Raw genomic sequence first — 19,313 nt, forward strand, 5'->3', positions numbered from 1 at the left:
ATTAGTATACCTGTTCTTTATAAAATTGCAGATAAGAAATATTACAGTGCAGCTCAGAAATTACAATGACAACAGAGTTCATAAAAAACTGGATATACCTCTTCTGGATAAAGATTTTGAAGATCTTGCCTTCACCATAAATGAACATATAGATATAAGTGAAAAAGCAAAATCTTTCCAGAGAAACTCCCAGGAGGAACTCAAAAAATCCATAGCAGATATATCGCATGATCTCCGTACACCACTTACTTCCATAAAAGGCTATGTTCAAATGCTGCTTTCTTCAAAAACACTTGAGCAAAGGCAAAGAGAGTATCTTGAAATAGTACTTAGGAAATCAAACTCACTGGAAGTTCTGGTAAGTGACTTTTTCCAGATTTCCATTGTAGAATCTCCCGAATACAAATTAGAACTGCAGCCGGTGAACATAAACAGCATTTTATATGAATCACTGGCTGACTTCTATTACAATTTTACCTCAAATGCCATTACACCACATATAAAAATATGCCAGGAAAACATATCTGTCATGGGAGACAGTTCTGCTATAAGAAGAGTCCTCGACAATCTATTAAATAATGTAGTAAAGCACTCCCAAAATTGTGTTTATATAAATTTATCCAAAGATGAAAATTTAGCTGCACTTAATATAACCAACAGAGTTGATAAAATCAATAAAGATAATGTGGAACTTATATTCAACAGATTTTATAAAGCTGACAATTCAAGAAGCTCAAGAAGTACTGGCCTGGGACTGTACATAGCCAAAAGCCTCATGAATAAAATGGGAGGGAATATTCATGCAAGATTAAATAAAGACATGCTCTGCATATCCTGTGTTTGGAAGCTTTCAAAAAGCTGATGTAAAAAGAGATTACTGGCATTCAACCAGTAATCTTTTTAAAATTCTATCCTTATATTATAGGATTTGAGCCACACATTTACCTGAATCAGATATGCCAGCAGCTGAGGACCTCTCATCAGCTGTCCGAACCAGGGCTCCTTAAAAGAATCTCCTCCAGTTTCTATCAATGTCCTGACTTCTTTTTCATCTATCAGCGGAAGTATAGGTGAACTCTTGTCATTTATTATTAATTTCATCCACTTCTGAACTCTCTTTGTATATTCTGGGTTATGAGTTTTTGGATAAGGACTCTTTTTCCTGGTAATAATATCTTCCGGCAAAATTCCCTTCAATGCCTCCCTGAGAAGTCCCTTCTCCCTTCCTTTATAAAATTTTATATCAGAAGGTATATTAAAAGCATATTCCACTAGCCTGTAATCTGCAAAGGGAACTCTCACCTCAAGACTATTGGACATACTCATTCTGTCTTTTCTGTTCAACAAAGTGATCATAAACCACTTGATATTGAGATAAAAAAGTTCTCTCATACGTCGGTCAATTTTCGATTCTCCATCCAAATGAGGCACTTGTTTTATACTGTCTTCATACTGTGCATTCAGATATTCATCCAGCTTAAGTGATTTCAAATCCTGTGACAAAATCTTTTTCCTAGCACTCACAGATTTCGACCAGGGAAAAGTATTGGCATTTATATCTTCTTCTCTTCTGTACCAGGGATATCCGCCAAAAATTTCATCGGCACATTCGCCGGACAACGCCACTGTATTGTTCTCTCTTATTTTTCTGCAAAAAAGATATAAAGAGGAATCTATATCCGCCATTCCGGGAAGATCACCCGCCATCACGGAATTATACAGCGTCTCTGCCAAATCCCTGCTGGTATTTATAACTCCATGATGATTACTCTCTATATATTCGGACATTTTCAACGCCCATACTTTATCTGAAGTTGGCTCAAAAGCATTTGCTTTAAAATATTTGTCATTGTCTTCATAATCAATAGAATAGGTATTTAGCACCTTTCCCTGTTTTTTAAATTCCGATGCTGCCACAGCAGATATGGCGCTGGAATCAAGTCCTCCTGAAAGAAAAGTGCAGACAGGAACATCTGCTACCAGCTGCCTCTTTATGGCATCCACTAAAAGTGTCCTCACGTGTTCCGCTGTAGCCTCCACGTCTTCTTCATGGGCTTTACACTGCAGCTTCCAATATTCCTTCAATTTTAGTCCGTCTCTGTCATATATAAGATAATTAGCTGGAGGTATCTCATGTATATTCTTAAATATTCCTCCACCCAGGGATCTTGCAGGACCCAGAGCAAATATTTCAGTTAACCCCTCCCTGTCAACTACGGGTTCAATAAAAGGATGAGCTAAAATAGCTTTTATTTCTGAACCAAATATAAATGAATCATCTTTTATGGTATAAAACAGTGGTTTTACTCCAAGTGGATCTCTTGCCATAAACAAACTTTTTTCCTTTTCATCCCATATGGCAAAAGCATATATACCATTTATATATTTTAAACAATCTATCCCCCAGTGGATATAGCTTGTTATAAGTACCTCTGTGTCAGAATAGGAATCAAAAGAATACCCTTGTTCTACAAGCAGTTTTCTCAAATCCTCCGTATTATAAAGCTCTCCATTATACACAATTATATATTTTTTGTCATTTACTTTTTTTAACATGGGCTGAACGCCGCCAGTAGGATCTACAACTATCAATCTTCTGTGTCCTAACAGGGCGTTTTTTGAATAATAATATCCTTCACTGTCAGGTCCCCTGTTTTTTAACGTATTGGCCATATTTAAAATCACATCTCTATTTTTGGAGATATCTCTCTTTAAGTTAATCCATCCTGCAATTCCACACATAGAAGTCCCCTCCGAATAAATTATTAGTTTAAAGCTACTTATAATTTATGATTTAAAAATAGATATGTGCATAAATCTATAAATTTATACATATATCTATTTTAAACATTATAGCCAACTTTCCTCTAATAACAAAAACTACTTGATTCTAAAAGAGCTTTTAAGAGATACTATCCTGTTAAATACCAATTTACCATCTCTAGTACATTTAGGATCTACATTAAAGTACCCATGCCTAAAAAATTGAAATTTTTCCCCGGGCTTTGCATTTTTCATATCAGGTTCCAAAAATCCTTTTACAATTTCAAGTGAATTAGGATTTACATTGTCTAAAAATGAGTCATTTTCCTCTTCTGAATTATTCAAAATCAGGGGTTCATACAGCCTTATCTCCGCTGAAATAGCAGTATCTGCATTTACCCAATGAATTGTTCCTCTTACTTTTCTACCATCAGGGCTGTTTCCTCCCTTTGACCTGGGATCATAGGTACAGTGGAGTTCAGTTATGCTGCCATCTTTATCCTTTATCACTTCACTGCACTTTACAAAATAGGCACCTTTCAATCTGACTTCATTTCCAGGAAATAATCTGTAGTATTTTTTAGGTGGATCTTCCATAAAATCTTCCTGTTCAATATACAGTTCCCTGGAGAAAGGAACTTTTCTAACCCCTGCAGAAGGATCATCTGGATTATTTTCAATTTCAAAATTTTCACTTTTGCCTTCAGGATAATTAGTTATTATAACCTTCAAAGGATTTAAAACAGCCATAGTTCTGAGTGCTTTTTTTTCAAGTTCATCCCTTAAAAAATAGTCTAACATTTGTGAATCAACTACACTGCTGGCCTTTGCCACTCCAATTTCCCTGCAAAATCTGCGAATGGATCCTGAAGTAAAGCCCCTTCTTCTGAGACCCGCAATAGTTGGCATACGTGGATCATCCCACCCATCCACAAAATTTTCATCTACAAGTTTTTTAAGTTTTCTTTTACTCATGACAGTATTTGTCATATTCAACCTGGCAAATTCTATCTGTTTAGGTTTACTTTTCGTTTCGCATTCCCTTATTATCCATTCATAAAGAGGACGATGATCTTCAAATTCAAGGGTACATATGGAATGGGTAATTCCTTCAATGGCATCTTCTAGAGGGTGTGCAAAATCATACATAGGGTATATGCACCATTTGTCCCCGGTATTGTGATGTGATGCATGAACTATACGATATAATACAGGATCTCTCATATTTATATTGGGAGACAACATATCAATTTTAGCTCTCAGGACCCTCTCGCCATCTTTAAATTCCCCATTTTTCATTTTCTCAAATAATTCAAGATTCTCCTCCACTGTTCTGTTTCTATAAGGACTTTCCTTTCCTGGTTTTGTCAGTGTTCCCCTGTATTGCCTTATTTCATCTGAAGTCAAATCACATACATAGGCCTTCCCCTTTTTTATCAGAAAAATGGCATATTCATACATTTGATCAAAATAACTGGATGCAAAATGCAGTTCCTCCCAATTGTATCCCAGCCATTTTACATCTTCTTTTATTGATTTCACATATTCCGTATCCTCTTTTGAAGGATTAGTATCATCAAATCTCAAATTGGTTCTTCCATTAAATTCATCTGCTAAACCAAAATTTAGAACTATGGACTTGGCATGACCTATATGCAAATATCCATTTGGCTCAGGAGGAAATCTAGTTATTACTTCCTTATATTTACCTGACTTTAAATCTTCTTCAATTATATTCCTAATAAAATTTGATGAGCTGTTGTTATCTTCCATACGTACCCTTCCTTTTCTAAAACTTATTGATATTTTACAAAAATTTCTATTCTTATCGAATTTTCCATTTTATATACATTTAAAATTTTATAATACTTTACTTGATATTACCATACATCTCATGTATATTCAATAATAAGCCTTTATTTATCCCGCATTGCAACTTGTTGTGTTATATTTTATGCAATTATTATACAAGATATCATATAATCTGAGAAATTTAGTCCACCATACATGGTGCACTAAAAGAGGAGCCGCTCATAATTAGCAGCAGCTCCTCTTTATACACAACGACTTTATACTAAAGAACACCTTTGAAATCCTTTTTTTACTCGACTTAAAGATCATATACTTTTTTTATCTTTGATGCAATTGCCTCAAGTGGATCAGCAACTTTAATATCCACGCTGCTCCTTATTTCTTCTGCAATCTTTATATTAGACATTCCCGTACAGCATATCATTATACAATCACTGCCGCATCTATAAGCTTTTTTTGCAGAATCTACCACAGATTTTCTTCCTCTTTTAGAATTTAAATCTAAAGTGCTGTTTATATTCTCAGGATTATAATAATCAAAAAGATTATTTCCAAGTAATTCTTTAAGATGTTCAGTAGCTTCCGCAGTTATTCCAATTGCAATTATCTTTTTCCCAAGTTTAAGTGCTTTTTCTGAACACTCCCGGCCTGCACTTATTACAGGTATTTTAACTTCTTTCTCAACTTCTTTTAATCCCGGATCGGCACAGCAGCTGATAACTATTCCGTCCGAATTTTCCTTCTCCATCTGCTTTGCAAGTTCTACTATTTTAGGAACAGCTGTATTTAAAGTTTCATCATCATGTATTCCAAACGGTTGATCTTTTATACATCTGCTCACAAATTCAATGCTTTCTCCAAACTTGCCATCTTCATCTATAATTCTAGCATGATTTTCAAGAGCATACTTATCCTTCAAGGTAAGTACTCTTATTATACCTATTTTAATTTTACTATCCACAGTTTAAGCCCTCCCCTATATTAAAATCAGATTACAAATTTTCCTTTACTTATTATCAAATTGTCATCCAAATAGAGATCCGGATTCAAAATTACACCATCTATATGACAATCTGCTTTTACAGTACCTCCAAAAGAAATATTGGTTCCAAAAGCAATGTGAACTGTACCATATACTTTTTCATCTTCAAGTATTATCCCAGTTACCTTCGCCATAGGATTTGTACCTATTCCAAGCTCTCCTACATTTGAATTTCTTTCATTATCAAACAGGAATTTAAATTTATCCGAGTCCTTTCCCTTCATTTTTTCAAGTTTTCCATTACTTATTTTCAAGTAAAGCAGCTCTGATAGTTTTCCAGCTCCAACCATACTCCCATCAATGACAATTTCACCTTCTGCAGTTCCTTCTACTGGAGCTATATAGGCCTCTCCAGAAGGAAGGTTTCCAGACATTCCACTCTTTCTATAAACCCCCGTACTAGGTATTCCATCTCTATTTTCGAGGCTCATGGTAAGAGTGTAGCCGTCTTTACATATCCTGGCAGTTTTTGCTTTTGTCAATAATTTTGTTATTTTTAACGTAAGTTTTTCCACTTCAGTATAATCTGCCATTATAGGACCTTGTGAAAACATTCTTTCACTTATTCCAGGCATGGTGGCAACCCTTGCACCATTTTTAACTGCATTTATCTTTGCATTTGTATGAGTCAGAGATTTATCCGTAACACATATTACCACATCGGAATTTCTCATGGCTTCTGCAATATTTCTAGGCGGCTCCTCTCCACTTACATCTCTTTCCTTCATAATTGCCAGCACTGCTTCTGCTCCTATATTTTTTGTTTCTTCATAGAGAGCCTTACCTATATTTAGTTCAATTTCATCTGTTACAATGAGAACATCTTCATCTCTTTTAATTCCAAGGCAATTATCAAGAACTATTTTACTACCTTTTTTTAAATTCAAAATACCATCCTCCCACAATCAATCAAACATTTCCGCTACAATTCTGCCAACCAAAGTTCTGGGCAATATAACAGGTTTTCCTGTTATCTCCCTCACCATAACTTTCATTTTCATGTTATATCCTATACAATCCATAACAATTATATCCACATCCTTTTCCTTCATGGAAAATGCAGCTTCTCTAATTTTATCAATGTCACTATAGGGTGATGCGGACACCACCTCGATATGTTTTCCGCTTTCCGACCACTTTTCATAACACTGCTTTATTTGATCCTTAACTGGAGTAAAAACACCTATCTTATTATTTGAAATCTTAGGTACCACAGAATGCAGTATTTTCTGGGGGTATATAAGAAGCTTGCTGGATTTGAATACATCAGGGAAGCATCCCGTACATATAAACACAATAATTTCTGCTCCGTTGTCTTCTAGTTCATATATGCATTTCTGTAATCTCTTCAATATATTTCTCTCCGCAAATTTTACGGAACTGCCATCTCTAAGTTTGGACACAAGTATATAATCGTCTTTTTCTATAATAAATCTGTCTATTTCATCCTTGGTAAGTCCGTCAAGGGCTCCAGCTTCCAGTATCTCTATGTTATTCCCGACTACAGCCTTTATCTCCGGAATAACATCGTTCCTGGGGGATTGTCCTATAGTTATAGCACCTATTTTCTTTTTCAAAACAATGTGCTCCTTCCCTATTTTCCCAAAGTTTGAAAATGTTTCATAAATCCATATTTACTTTCCATTTCGTGAACAAAAGCAGCTGCAGCAGCATAAATCACAAACCCTATTATCATTTTTGTAGTCATTTTAGAAGCAAGTCCACAAGTTACAGCAATTCCAGAAGCAATCAATGCATAGGCTATATACCCAAACAGTAAAGACTTTTTAACTCTTGAAGCCGAACGAGTATAGCTTACATTTTCTGATTTATTCTTCACTTCTTTCTGTTTAACAAATATAATCTTGAAAATTTGGCATATGGCTATAAATCCTGCACCTATCATAATTCCATGTGGTATGTAAAGCGCATTTACATCTATATTAAATAAGGGCTTGGAATACTGATTTATTAGAAGACCTATTCCAAACATAGATAATGCCCATATATTTCCTATAAATGATATACCAAAAGCCGACATCGGTATGTGCAGGAAAGATCCAATTACCCCAACTATAGTTCCAATACCAAGTATGCCTGCTCTTTTACCACCTTTGTCACCTGCAAGTATAGATTCTGCAGTGGCAACTCCCGGCGGCCATGCACCTGACGCTGGAAACACTTCAGAATCAAATACATTATACAAAATGGCAGAATCCACAATCATGGCAAAACTAACACCTATCAGAAGTGGAATTACAAGATCACTTCTTCCAATCAGAAACGGAATGCCTATAGGTATCATCAAGCTATTAGCAGCCCCAAATGTAGCTGATGATATCGATGTCTGTACAATATTTTGCCTGTGTATTGATCTAAATTTTCTAAGTACATTTAAAGGAATTCTTGCTATAAGCATGGCAATAAGTGCACCTATTATAGAAGTATTTGGCGTTACTCCAAGTGTAGTTACCAGCTGCATCCCTATTACTGCACCAAGTATAGCGCAAAGTACATTTACTATAAATGCAACAGGTTCAAATACGGATGGATGGTTTTCTAAATTATTTGTCATGTAGTCTTTCCCCTTTCCTCTTTATCTATGAACAATATATTAGAATTATAATCATTTTTCAGAAAATATAACATACTGTAATTTCATAAAATAAAATCCACATATTTACGCATTGTCATAAATATGTGGATTTTATTAATATGTTTTGATTTTTTATTTTATATATTTATTAATTTAAAAATTTTAGTCTTTTATCATGCGATAGAGCTTAATTCCAATTTGAAGTGCAAATATTCCCTCTGAACTGTGAAGTGAATATCCGGTTAAATCTTCTATCTTATTCAATCTATATCTTAAAGTTTCAGGATGTATATGTAATTTATCAGCCACCAGCTTTTTTTTCATGTTGTATTTAAAAAAGCATTCCAATGTTCTAAGTAGTTCACTTTTATTTTTACTGTCATATTCCTTAATTCCACCTAGTGTTTTACTACAGTATTCAAAAGTTTGCATATTCTCTTTTAATGGATAAAGTAATTTTATTGTATCCAAAGAGTCATAATATAGTACTATATTCTTTTTGGTATTAAACAACGATGCTATATAGCATTCATTGTACATCTTCGGTATATCTACTATATCGTCATACGATCTTGATACTGAGAAAAACACTCTCATACTATTATTATAATTATTTATGTAGTTGTTTATTTTTTTTACTACATAATCCAGAGATACAACATCCTCCAGACAAAAAAACAAAATTATCCTGCTATTTTCTTCCGTAATAAAAAAACCATGACCATTAAAAATCCTTGCAATCAAATTACATATTTCTTCATTTAATTGATTGCCTAAGATTTTTGAATCGTTTTTTAAACCACGATTTACATTTATACAAATTCCAATAAATCTACTCTTGTCATTCCATCCATAGTCATTTTTTATATTAGAATAAAATTTATCTGGTAAATTTCTACTGTTTAAAATCATATTTGTTATCATCATATTTACATTAACTATATTCAAGGGCTTGTTCTTTTCCTTTGCCAGTTTCAATTCAAGCATTCTTTTCCCATTTTCAATTACATCCATATAAATACTATTTTTAGATAATCTATTAATAACATACATATACCCTAAAAGTTTATTATTATAAGACAATCTATATATATAGACATCATAACCATAGCATTTTATTTTAGCATGGTCATGCATTTTATTTGCAGCAAATTCTTTTACTTTACTTTTGACCATGTCATTGACTGTATCGAAAAGTTTTTCAACTATATTTTTGTATACTAAATTAAAAACAGAATCCAAAATTATTATACTTAAACCAGTAAGTTCCGATAATGCTTTAATCGTATCTTCAGCATTTTTATCTTCTAACATAAGTCTAAGCAATCTATCATGCATTTTTTTTGATTCATATATATGCTTGTTTTTTTTATATAAAAGTGAATTATAGAAACTGCTTAAAGCTTTAGTATATATAAAATTACAAGGTAATACTATAAGTGGAATATTGTATTCATTTGATTGATCTATCATCTTTTGCGGTATAACATCTATATATCTTTTCTCCTTAATTGCAAGTGCAGCAGCCCCTTTTTTATATGCCCTGTATACAGCATTGTCCAATTCATCTTTTTTATCTTTAAATGCATATCCAGCACTCAGTAAAAATTCATCACCTTCCAGCCATTCTATTCCATCTGGAGTCTCAATTATCGTTATTATTCCTGCACTCATTGTCAAGTCCATTTTTTCCAGCTATAACTCTGCCGGATTCAAAGGCAGGTATACTTAAAACTTCTCTTACAAGTAAACTGTTTTTTAAATCTAATTTATTAGAGTTCTTTGAATTTATGTCCATTTTTTCTCACCTCTTCACAACAGATCTCCCACTTTTCATCTAATGTTTAACTTTTTTTATACTTGGATTTATCTAAGTATTATACAACACAAAGCACAAAAACACATCATTTTATAAATAATATTTCATTTCTTCAGTATAAACGCATGAAAAGTAATATTTTTTTCCAACATCAAGTGAAATACTAACCATATTATTCGTATTAATTAGTGAGATAATAAGACGGAAGGAGTTAAAGATGAAAATCAATGATAAAAACTTTTTATTAGAACTTAAGAAAAAAAATCCTGCAGCCCTGGAATACATAATTAATACTTACTGCAATTTAGTTTTTAAAATTGTACTAGATGTACTTGGAAATGATAATTATGAAAATGCAAAAGAATGTATTAATGATATATATCTTTTAATATGGAATAAAAGCCACTTATATAATTCTAAAAAATCTTCATTTAAAAATTGGCTTTTAGCTGTAAGTAAATATAAGGCTATAGATTATAAAAGAACCTTATATAAGCAGAATAACCTTCAAATAGAAGAACAAACCTTAATCTCCAAGACTGATATTGAAAGCGAGTATATATCAAAGGAAAAAAAAGAAGAATTAATAAAGCTTTTACAATATGAGCATAAATTGGACAGAGAACTATTTATACGAAAATATATTTTAGATCAAGATATGGAAAGTCTATGTAAAAATTTTAATTTATCAAAAGGTGCTGTTTACAATAGATTATGGCGCACTAAAAACTCACTCATAAAAAAATTAAATATTTCAGGTGAAATGGAGGTATCAAAATGAAATTAAATTTAAATAAAGATGATGTATTAATGCTTTTAAATGATGTTAATATAAGGGAAAATGAATTTAGCAATATAGAACTTAATAAAATTGAAAAGAAAAGAATCTGCAAAAATATTATTGACAAAGTAAATCCTAAAGAATCCAAAGTTAAAAGAAATTTTGTTGCGGCAGCTATTATCCTCTTGATAGCTAGTCCTATAATTATATCCCAGAAAGATGTCTTAGCTAACATGATAGAAAAATTCACTGTTATATCCGGCATTGGAGAAGTAAAGATCTCTTCAGATACCCCGAAAATTCTTAAAAACAGTCTTAAACAGGGTAATATAACTTTAGCTAATATGTATGTAGACAAAAACAAAATCGTAGTTACTTTAACCATTGAACCAGAAGAACTTAAACCCTCTTATTACATTATTAGAGACAAACAGGGCAATTCCTATGAACTTCACAGGAGTGATAATCTTGCCATGATGCCAGATAATCATATAGGCTCATATAGGCTAGAGTACAATGGCAAAGTAAAAAACTCCAATAATTATACTTTAAGTATTCTAGATAATGATAGGAAATTTACTAAAGCAGCTTTCAAGCTAAAAAATTCTGATTTTAAAGAAGCTCCTGAATCAAAAATCTTATATACTGCAACTAATGGAATAACTACATTAAATGTGACTTCATTAAAAAAGGAGGGAAATATTTTAAAAGTAGATTACTATTTTACAGATACCTTACCAGATTTTAAATCTAAAAGAATAGATAAAGTTAATTGTGGAACCTTTGAAGAAGGCAAGCAATGGGGATTCAAGGAACCAACTAGTACAAAATTAATAAATAATAATTCCATACAGGATTCCCTCATTATAATTTCTGATGAATATAATAACGCAGTATACGGACATAACAATACCAACTATTTAGACCAGGGAAATGAATCTTTATTTGATTTGAGCAAGCTTACCGGTAAAAAGCTAAAATTAACTGTTCCAAAGGTAGTATATCATGTTCAAAATGATTACATGGGTAAAAATAATGATTTTAAGATAGACTTGGATGTTCCCAAATCAGGAAAAAGCATTTTAAATAAAACTGGTGAATATAAGGGAATCAAGTATAAAATCGTCAGTATTGAACGCCTATCAGATAACACTGTAGAACTAATTTACAGTTATATAAATGACAGCAGTTCAAAATTGCAAACTTGGGATATGTACTTGGGAAGTGTTACCATAGGACAAAATGGAAACAATCACTGTAGATCACATAATAGTACAATTAAACATATTCTTCAAAAGGAAAAAGATATAGGCGATAATTTACAATTAAATGAAATCAACGGATCTTTTTCTTCAATTGGTCCTTTTGAAATAAATCTGCCGTCAACAATTAAATAATTTTCTATTTTATTTCTATATGACATTCATCCAGAAAATGCCTATATAAAAAAGTAACGTTAATTAAAAATAGCAGCCGTATCCAGATTTGATTTGCAAAAATCTCGATACGGCCTAACTTTGTCTATGGCACATAGACTACGTTATCCATAGCAAATATTTTGTCACAGTAGCATGCAGCTATATATTTAAATCATGTATATGTGAAAATACCGTCATATCTTGGACTTTTAATATATCCATAACTTGAAATTGATATCCAAATACAATCATAAAATAGGGTATTGCACCTTACCTTACGTAATGTGGTACAATAGTTTAAGTAGAGGTGATTTACTGTGTCTGTTCCAAAATCTGACTTAGTTAGTATAGGTCAATTTGCCAAAAAATCTGGTGTCACTTTGAGAACTTTAAGATATTATGATAAAATTGGCCTTTTAAAACCATGTTCTTATAATGAATATGGACATAGATTGTACAGTTTTGAGGATTTTAGCAAACTGCAAAAGATAATGACTCTTAAGTTTATAGGGCTTTCTCTCGAAGATATTTCCAGGATAATGAATTACGATATAAATCACAACGATTTAAAAAAATCTTTGGAAATACAAAAAGAGATAATGAAAGAAAAAATATATCACATTAAGACTGTAATAAAATCCATAGACGAGGCTGTCTGTATGCTGGACCAAAATAAAGAATTGAATTGGAATAAATTCATAAACATAATAAATGTAATAAATATAGATCAAAAATGGATAGAACAATATGAAAATGCCTCCAATTTAAATGCCAGAATTAGAATACATGAACTTTTCAGCACTAACAAACAGGGTTGGATGAACTGGTTTTTCGAACAATTAAATCTACCGGATAAAGCCACTGTATTGGAACTTGGCTGTGGCAACGGCGAATTATGGGCAAAAAATTTGTGTAAAATTCCAAAAGCATGGGATATAACTCTCACTGATTTTTCTGCGGGTATGCTGGAAGATGCAAAAAAAAATTTGAATTCAAAGAGATTTAAATTTAAATTAGTAGATGCACAGGACATCCCCTATAGTAAAAACAGTTTTGACGTAGTAATCGCCAACCATATGCTTTACCACGTAACCGATATAGGCAAGGCTTTTTCAGAGATTTACAGGGTTTTAAAACCCAATGGATATTTTTATGCCTCTACAGTTGGTAAAAATCATATGAAAGAAATGAGGGATATTGTCAAAAGATTTAATTCACAGGAAATAACTACAGACAGTTGGAATCTTACAGAAAAATTTCAACTTGAAAATGGTCTTGCAGAAGTTTCAAAATGGTTTAAAAATGTAACTTTAAAAAGATACAAGGACAACCTGAAGGTAACTTCCTCCGGCCCTCTTGCAGATTATATATTTTCAATGCCAGGTAATACAAAAAATATACTTGATGAAACCGAACTCCACAATCTCAAAAACTTTTTACAGTCTGAGATAGACAAAAATGGATATATTTATATAACAAAGGACACTGGTTTTTTTCAAGGTATTAAATCAAGTGAGCCTTAAATTCATGTGGAGTTCACCCACTACGTGTTAGCAATGTTAACTATCAGACTAAAAATTAAAAGTAGAAAGGACTTGATATTTATGAATAAAAAAATTCCCTTTTCTCCTCCAGATATTACACAAGCTGAAATAGACGCAGTAGTAGATGTTTTAAAATCCGGATGGATAACTACGGGACCTAAAACTGCTGAATTTGAAAAAAAGATATCTGAATACTGTGGTTCAAATCATGCTCTCGCACTGGCAAATGCCACTGCAGGCCTTGAAATTCTACTCAAGGTATTTGATATAAAAAAAGGTGATGACGTAATAACCACTCCCTATACTTATACTTCAACCGCCAGTGCAGCTATTCACTGCGGGATACTTCCCACCTTTGTAGATGTAAAAAAAGACGATTTTTTAATTGACCCTGAAAAATTGTATGACGCTATAAAACCAAATACAAAGGCCATATATTCTGTAGACTTTGCAGGAGTACCAGTGGATTATGATGCCATAAAACAGGTTTTAAAGGATAAGGGACGTGAAGATATACTCCTGGTATCCGATTCTGCTCATGCTTTTGGTGCATCCTACAAAGGGAAAAAAGTTGGAGACCAGGTAGATGCCCATGTTTTTTCCTTTCATGCAGTAAAAAACCTTACCACTGCCGAAGGTGGAGCAGTAACTTTTAATGACAATCATCTGTTTGGCAAAAAAGATCTTCTCAGGGAACTTAAACTGATGTCTTTAAACGGTCAATCCAAGGACGCTCTTTCAAAGACCAAAGCAGGAGCATGGCAATATGATGTGTTGTTTGTCGGATCAAAATGCAATATGGCTGATATAAACGCTTCAATAGGTCTCGTTCAGCTTTCCAGATACGAAAATATTTTAAAAAAGCGTAAAAACATATTCGATATTTATACCAATGCATTGAAAGATAAAGATTGGGCAATCATTCCTTTTGAAAAAAATGATGATAAGGTTACATCCTATCATCTATATCCACTTAGACTGAGAGATTTTACTGAAGAAAATAGAAATAGTGTAATACAGATTCTTGCAGAAAAAGGCATTGCTACAAATGTACATTTTACACCTCTGCCAATGTTCACAGCTTATAGAAATCTTGGATATTCTATAGACAATTATCCAAATACCTATTCACAATATGCAAATGAAATAACTCTTCCCCTCTATTCAACACTTTTACCAGAAGATGCTGAATATGTAGCACAGGAACTCATTAAAGTAGTAGAGAAAGTGAGGTAAATATATATGGAAGTTAAATTTTTTACACCTACAAGAGAATATACTGAAAAAAAGGATGAATTCAACAGAGCAATACATTCTGTATTAAACAGCGGAAATTTCATAATGGGCAGAGAAGTTACTGATTTTGAAGATGCCATAAAAAAATACACCGGTGCTAAATATGCAGTTTCCGTAGCTTCAGGAACGGATGCATTGGTTATATCTTCAGACATACTGGGATTCAAAAATGGAAAGGAAGTAATAACTTCTCCCTTTACTTTTCTTGCTTCTACTTCCTGTATAGCTAAAGGCGGTGCAAAACCTGTCTTTGTAGATATAGATGAAGACACATTTAATATAGATGCCAATAAAATTGAAGAAAAAATAAGCCCCAACACTGTGGGTATACTTCCCATACATCTATTTTCTCAGATGTCGGATATGGATAAGGTAACCGATCTGGCTTCTAAGAACAATTTAGTCGTACTTGAAGATGCTGCAGAAGCCTTTGGTATGAAATGGAAGGGCAAGAACAATGATGTATATAGACATTCGGGTACCATAGGTGACATGGGTATATTTTCTTTTTTCCCAACTAAAACTTTAGGTGGATACGGTGATGGAGGAATGATAGTTACAAATGACGCCAAACTGGCTGAAATGGCAAAGATGTTCCGGGTTCATGGAGCTTCCAAGAAATATCACTATGACTATTTGGGTTATAATTCAAGACTTGATACAATACAGGCCGCTGTACTGTCAGTTAAATTAAAATATGTAGATGAAGCTATTGAAAAAAGGGAAAAAGTCTCAACTTGGTATAAAGAGAGACTTGATAACTGTGACTATATAAAAATACCTAGTGTAAAAGGAGAACAAAGACCCGTATATTATGTATTTAACATATTGGCACAAAGTCGTGATAAACTGGCTGCATATTTAAAACAAAATAATATAGGCACGAGCATATATTATCCAATCCCACTTCACCTTCAAAAATGCTTTAATTATTTAAAATATAAAGAAGGTGATTTTCCGGTAGCTGAAAAAGTATCAAAGGAAATACTGGCACTTCCAATATATCCTGAGATAACAGAAAATGAAGTGGACTTTGTATGCTCTACCATAAAGAGATTTTATAAAAAATAGGCCATTATTTACTGGGACTTCCCATTTCTGATTTCTCTGAAATGGGAAGTCCAAAATATATAAATAATTTATATTATATATTTTTTTGTAAAATCCACTATGTTGTCTGCCAGCTGCTTAAAATAGGCCACACTTGAATAGCAGTGATCAGCTCCGGAAACAAACTTTAAAAAAGCTTTATCTTCCAGCATTTCTTTAATCCGCTTGGAATAAAGAGGCGGCACTGATTGATCCTCCGTTCCCTGAACTATTAGTACCTTTCCCATTATTCCTTTCAAATAATCAAAAAAATTATAGTTAAATGCATCTTCTACAGCACTCTTATAAAGCCGGTTATTTTCAAATTCTATATATCCAGTGTGCAGAAATTTTTCCAGTTTGCTCCCTCTCACTTCATTTATAAATACATCATACATATTGAATGCAGGACTTATAAGGACAGTATTTTTAATTAAATTTGAATAATTACAGGCAATTACTGCTGCAACTGCACCGCCCATACTGAATCCCAAGATATTTATTTTATTTTTGTCTACATAATAAATTGAATTTACATAATCAATAACTGAACTGCAGTCTTCAATCTCTCCAGATATCGTCAAATCCAAAAAATCACCATCACTCTCACCACTACCGGCAAAATCAAATCTTACAGAAACTACTCCCATACTTTCTAAAATCCTGGCTATTTTCACAAACATAAAATCATGGCCCAGCTTGTTCCCCATAAATCCATGGCAGAAAATTATGCACGGCATTTTATACTCTATTTCAGGTCTATTTATAATCCCCCTCAGGACTTTCCCGGCCTTGTTCTTTACTTCAAAATTTTCAACCACATTATCAATCCCCCTAAAAATAGAATATTAGAGTGTTATATATATTTTATCGGAAAGAGTAAGTCCTTTTGGATCCCATTCTCTTTTTGGGCATTTAAATATCTTATAGGGTCTATTCAAACTCTTTATGAATCCATAAAATTCTGCATCCAACCAAGGAGGTGTCCAGCTTCCCGATCTGCATATGTGAATATAGTCCACAGCTATTTTGTCCTTAAAGTCCTCCGTTTCATGATAACTTACATGAAATTTTTCGTTTATTTCCTTAAATTCCTTCTTGCTCTCGTAGGTATATGGACTGTAAATTATGCTTACCTTCTGAACTATTTTATTTTTTAATAATTTTCCGAGCCAATTACCGCAATTCAGTTCAAAATTAAGGGACTTCAGTCCTCCATATCCTAGATCTGAATGAGCATCAAAATTTATCACTTTATCACATTTGTTGTCTTTTGCTATATAATAGGAAATTTTATGGGAATCAGATACATACATCTTCATCTCCTTTTTTATAATAAAGTATCTCTTGATTCTATTCCAAAATCCTATGAGTTCTCTACCCGTTCTAACTGATTTTTCTACATTTTCTCCATTTTTCATATCTTCAAAATATCTCTTATACCATATATTAATATTATTTCTTCTGTTTTCAATATAGGAACCACACCATTTCCTCTTTATAGGAATGAAATAATCCCAATCAATACTCAGAAGATTCTTCCCCATAATACAGGTTCCCCCTTTTATTCAGTTCACAATTCACAGTTCACAATGCACAATTAATGAGGATTTTCGGATAAGTTCGAAAACCAACAAGATTTGATATTGAACTCTGACATTTGAATAACTAGCCCTTTTTTATGTTTTGTAATTTTATGCTCTCCAATTTTTTATTATCAAGCTTTATCTTTATTCTATCCAAGAATGCGGAATTTTTAAATATCTTTTTGAATAAAAAATATCCCAAAATCATAACTGCCAGTTCTCCCACCGCCTGGGTAAAAAATGTATAGAAAAAAGGCACCTTGTACAATACATGAAGTTCCTCCGCTATAGCCGCACTTCCTAAAACAGGCCATATAATCGAAACCGCCATATTCCTGGTTTTCCACATAGCATAGGTGGCAACAAAAGTTGCAAAGCTGCCCACGAAAACGTCCACTATACTGAAGCTGTAAAAATTCGATATTGCACATCCTAAAGTAAGAGACATTATATAAAAAGGATCTATAAAGGCAAGAAAGTTAAGCACTTCACTGATTCTAAACCCTATGGGACCCCAATAGGAAAGCTGCCCCAATGCAATAGTTGCCACTATATATATTGCAGCCACTACAGCCAATTTTACCAGTTTACCAGTTCTACTCATTTATCTTACCTCCAACTCCGTCCAGATCTGCATTACATCTGGCATCTATATCATCCAGCACCTCTACTCTACTATAATAGGTTGTCTGTAAGGTTCTGAACAGTTCACTGTTATAAAATTCATCTACAAGCTTATTGTCTCTCTTTACCTCAGTGCTGTTTTCACAAAATACATTCACCGTTACCCTTTCAAAGTATTCAAGTGCAAGCTTTACATCTTTTTTAAGAGCTTCAAGTGTCTGTCCCCTCATTCCAAAGAGAAGATTCACCCAGTCAAAATTTTTGAAATCACATGCTTTTCTCGGTCCAATTCCCTTGTGGAGTACATTTTCCCTGTAATCCACATCAAAGGTCTCCGCACCTACTATGAACTTCAGCTCAACAGGAGAAAACCGTTCTTTAAAAAGCTCTATATTCTCCTCATATTTCACATGTCCCTCAAAAATAACCTGTTTTATGTTCTTCTCCCTGCACAACCTGATGAGCTCAAACACAGTACAGACATCCAGTTCACTCGTACTTCCGGAATTAATTACCTGAAGTACTCCATATTTTCCCGTAACTCTCCTGAGCACTTCAGAATTCAGCTTATAATTTCTAAAGGCACTGCTGTCCTGATCCAGATGGTAATCGCAGAAAATACACTTTCCCCAAAAACACCCGCTTCCCCTTAAAAGCACAATTTCCCTGGGAAGCCTCTCAGTAATTTGTCCATATCTTTTCAATTTCGGTAAAGCACTCATATTATCTCTCCTAGCCTGTTTAAAAATTTAAAAGTATAAGAAACGTTAAATGCCACCCTCACACAATCTATATCTAAAATAACAGAGACAATATAAAAAGGTGAAGAAATTTCCCCACCTTATATATCACAAATAGACTATTGTAATTGAACTGTCAATAGCATCAATCCATAGTTTTGTTTATAGACAGGATGGTTTCGAACTGTCTTCTATGTACTTTT

At 33.2% G+C, this 19,313-nt stretch carries 18 protein-coding genes; 6 read left to right on the top strand and 12 right to left on the bottom strand.

Translation table 11 applies throughout. From position 1 onward, the window contains the following. The first annotated feature begins 46 nt into the window (after nucleotides 1-46). Nucleotides 47-862 carry a sensor histidine kinase gene (locus ACFHWD_RS12375; protein WP_378062106.1) on the top strand — a complete coding sequence of 272 codons (816 nt, stop codon included), beginning with the start codon at nucleotides 47-49 and terminating at the stop codon, nucleotides 860-862. 38 nt (nucleotides 863-900) lie between these two features. Here ACFHWD_RS12375 and asnB read toward each other — a convergent pair whose 3' ends face one another. From asnB to ACFHWD_RS12415, 8 genes are all read right to left on the bottom strand, one after another. Next, nucleotides 901-2,742, bottom strand: a complete 1,842-nt coding sequence (gene asnB / locus ACFHWD_RS12380; RefSeq protein ID WP_229981945.1) for an asparagine synthase (glutamine-hydrolyzing) — start codon at nucleotides 2,740-2,742, stop codon at nucleotides 901-903. Nucleotides 2,743-2,880: 138 nt separating this feature from the next. After that, nucleotides 2,881-4,536: a glutamine--tRNA ligase/YqeY domain fusion protein gene (locus tag ACFHWD_RS12385; RefSeq protein ID WP_150358238.1), complete on the bottom strand. Its 1,656-nt coding sequence runs from the start codon at nucleotides 4,534-4,536 to the stop codon at nucleotides 2,881-2,883. 337 nt (nucleotides 4,537-4,873) lie between these two features. After that, on the bottom strand, nucleotides 4,874-5,536 hold the full coding sequence (locus ACFHWD_RS12390) for an aspartate/glutamate racemase family protein (protein WP_378062109.1): 663 nt from the start codon (nucleotides 5,534-5,536) through the stop codon (nucleotides 4,874-4,876). A 26-nt stretch (nucleotides 5,537-5,562) separates the two neighbouring features. After that, nucleotides 5,563-6,504 carry an aminopeptidase gene (locus ACFHWD_RS12395; protein ID WP_378062111.1) on the bottom strand — a complete coding sequence of 314 codons (942 nt, stop codon included), beginning with the start codon at nucleotides 6,502-6,504 and terminating at the stop codon, nucleotides 5,563-5,565. Between the two features lie 18 nt (nucleotides 6,505-6,522). Then, the gene (locus tag ACFHWD_RS12400) at nucleotides 6,523-7,194 is read right to left on the bottom strand and encodes an AroM family protein (RefSeq protein ID WP_150358236.1); all 672 of its coding nucleotides are present in this window, start codon (nucleotides 7,192-7,194) and stop codon (nucleotides 6,523-6,525) included. Between the two features lie 17 nt (nucleotides 7,195-7,211). Then, a complete protein-coding gene (locus ACFHWD_RS12405; RefSeq protein ID WP_378062114.1) occupies nucleotides 7,212-8,192 on the bottom strand; it encodes an OPT/YSL family transporter in 981 nt (326 codons plus the stop codon). 183 nt (nucleotides 8,193-8,375) lie between these two features. Further along, nucleotides 8,376-9,899, bottom strand: coding sequence for a PucR family transcriptional regulator (locus ACFHWD_RS12410; protein WP_378062116.1), 1,524 nt, complete (start codon nucleotides 9,897-9,899; stop codon nucleotides 8,376-8,378). Further along, the gene (locus tag ACFHWD_RS12415) at nucleotides 9,859-10,011 is read right to left on the bottom strand and encodes a hypothetical protein (RefSeq protein ID WP_378062118.1); all 153 of its coding nucleotides are present in this window, start codon (nucleotides 10,009-10,011) and stop codon (nucleotides 9,859-9,861) included. The genes ACFHWD_RS12410 and ACFHWD_RS12415 overlap by 41 nt, the downstream gene beginning before the upstream one ends. A 238-nt stretch (nucleotides 10,012-10,249) precedes the next feature. Here ACFHWD_RS12415 and ACFHWD_RS12420 point away from each other — a divergent pair, with 238 nt between their 5' ends. From ACFHWD_RS12420 to ACFHWD_RS12440, 5 genes are all read left to right on the top strand, one after another. After that, nucleotides 10,250-10,813 (top strand): sigma-70 family RNA polymerase sigma factor, encoded by a 564-nt coding sequence (locus tag ACFHWD_RS12420; protein WP_150358554.1) that lies wholly within the window; start codon nucleotides 10,250-10,252, stop codon nucleotides 10,811-10,813. Then, nucleotides 10,810-12,210, top strand: coding sequence for a hypothetical protein (locus ACFHWD_RS12425; RefSeq protein WP_150358553.1), 1,401 nt, complete (start codon nucleotides 10,810-10,812; stop codon nucleotides 12,208-12,210). The genes ACFHWD_RS12420 and ACFHWD_RS12425 overlap by 4 nt, the downstream gene beginning before the upstream one ends. A 338-nt stretch (nucleotides 12,211-12,548) precedes the next feature. Then, nucleotides 12,549-13,754: a methyltransferase domain-containing protein gene (locus ACFHWD_RS12430; protein WP_179977647.1), complete on the top strand. Its 1,206-nt coding sequence runs from the start codon at nucleotides 12,549-12,551 to the stop codon at nucleotides 13,752-13,754. A gap of 81 nt (nucleotides 13,755-13,835) precedes the next feature. After that, nucleotides 13,836-15,011, top strand: coding sequence for a DegT/DnrJ/EryC1/StrS aminotransferase family protein (locus ACFHWD_RS12435; RefSeq protein ID WP_150358551.1), 1,176 nt, complete (start codon nucleotides 13,836-13,838; stop codon nucleotides 15,009-15,011). A 6-nt stretch (nucleotides 15,012-15,017) separates the two neighbouring features. Further along, on the top strand, nucleotides 15,018-16,142 hold the full coding sequence (locus tag ACFHWD_RS12440; protein ID WP_150358550.1) for a DegT/DnrJ/EryC1/StrS aminotransferase family protein: 1,125 nt from the start codon (nucleotides 15,018-15,020) through the stop codon (nucleotides 16,140-16,142). 68 nt (nucleotides 16,143-16,210) lie between these two features. Here ACFHWD_RS12440 and ACFHWD_RS12445 read toward each other — a convergent pair whose 3' ends face one another. From ACFHWD_RS12445 to ACFHWD_RS12460, 4 genes are all read right to left on the bottom strand, one after another. Beyond that, the gene (locus tag ACFHWD_RS12445; protein ID WP_179977648.1) at nucleotides 16,211-16,981 is read right to left on the bottom strand and encodes a S9 family peptidase; all 771 of its coding nucleotides are present in this window, start codon (nucleotides 16,979-16,981) and stop codon (nucleotides 16,211-16,213) included. A 27-nt stretch (nucleotides 16,982-17,008) separates the two neighbouring features. Beyond that, nucleotides 17,009-17,707, bottom strand: coding sequence for an arginase (locus ACFHWD_RS12450; RefSeq protein ID WP_150358393.1), 699 nt, complete (start codon nucleotides 17,705-17,707; stop codon nucleotides 17,009-17,011). 121 nt (nucleotides 17,708-17,828) lie between these two features. After that, nucleotides 17,829-18,350 (bottom strand): QueT transporter family protein, encoded by a 522-nt coding sequence (locus ACFHWD_RS12455; protein ID WP_150358392.1) that lies wholly within the window; start codon nucleotides 18,348-18,350, stop codon nucleotides 17,829-17,831. Continuing rightward, nucleotides 18,343-19,092, bottom strand: a complete 750-nt coding sequence (locus ACFHWD_RS12460) for a hypothetical protein (protein WP_150358391.1) — start codon at nucleotides 19,090-19,092, stop codon at nucleotides 18,343-18,345. The genes ACFHWD_RS12455 and ACFHWD_RS12460 overlap by 8 nt, the downstream gene beginning before the upstream one ends. Nucleotides 19,093-19,313: the final 221 nt, after the last annotated feature.

Origin of the sequence: Clostridium sp. MT-14 (assembly GCF_042436595.1) — a bacterium.
In the GTDB taxonomy this organism is placed as follows: Bacteria; Bacillota; Clostridia; order Clostridiales; family Clostridiaceae; genus Clostridium_B; species Clostridium_B aromativorans.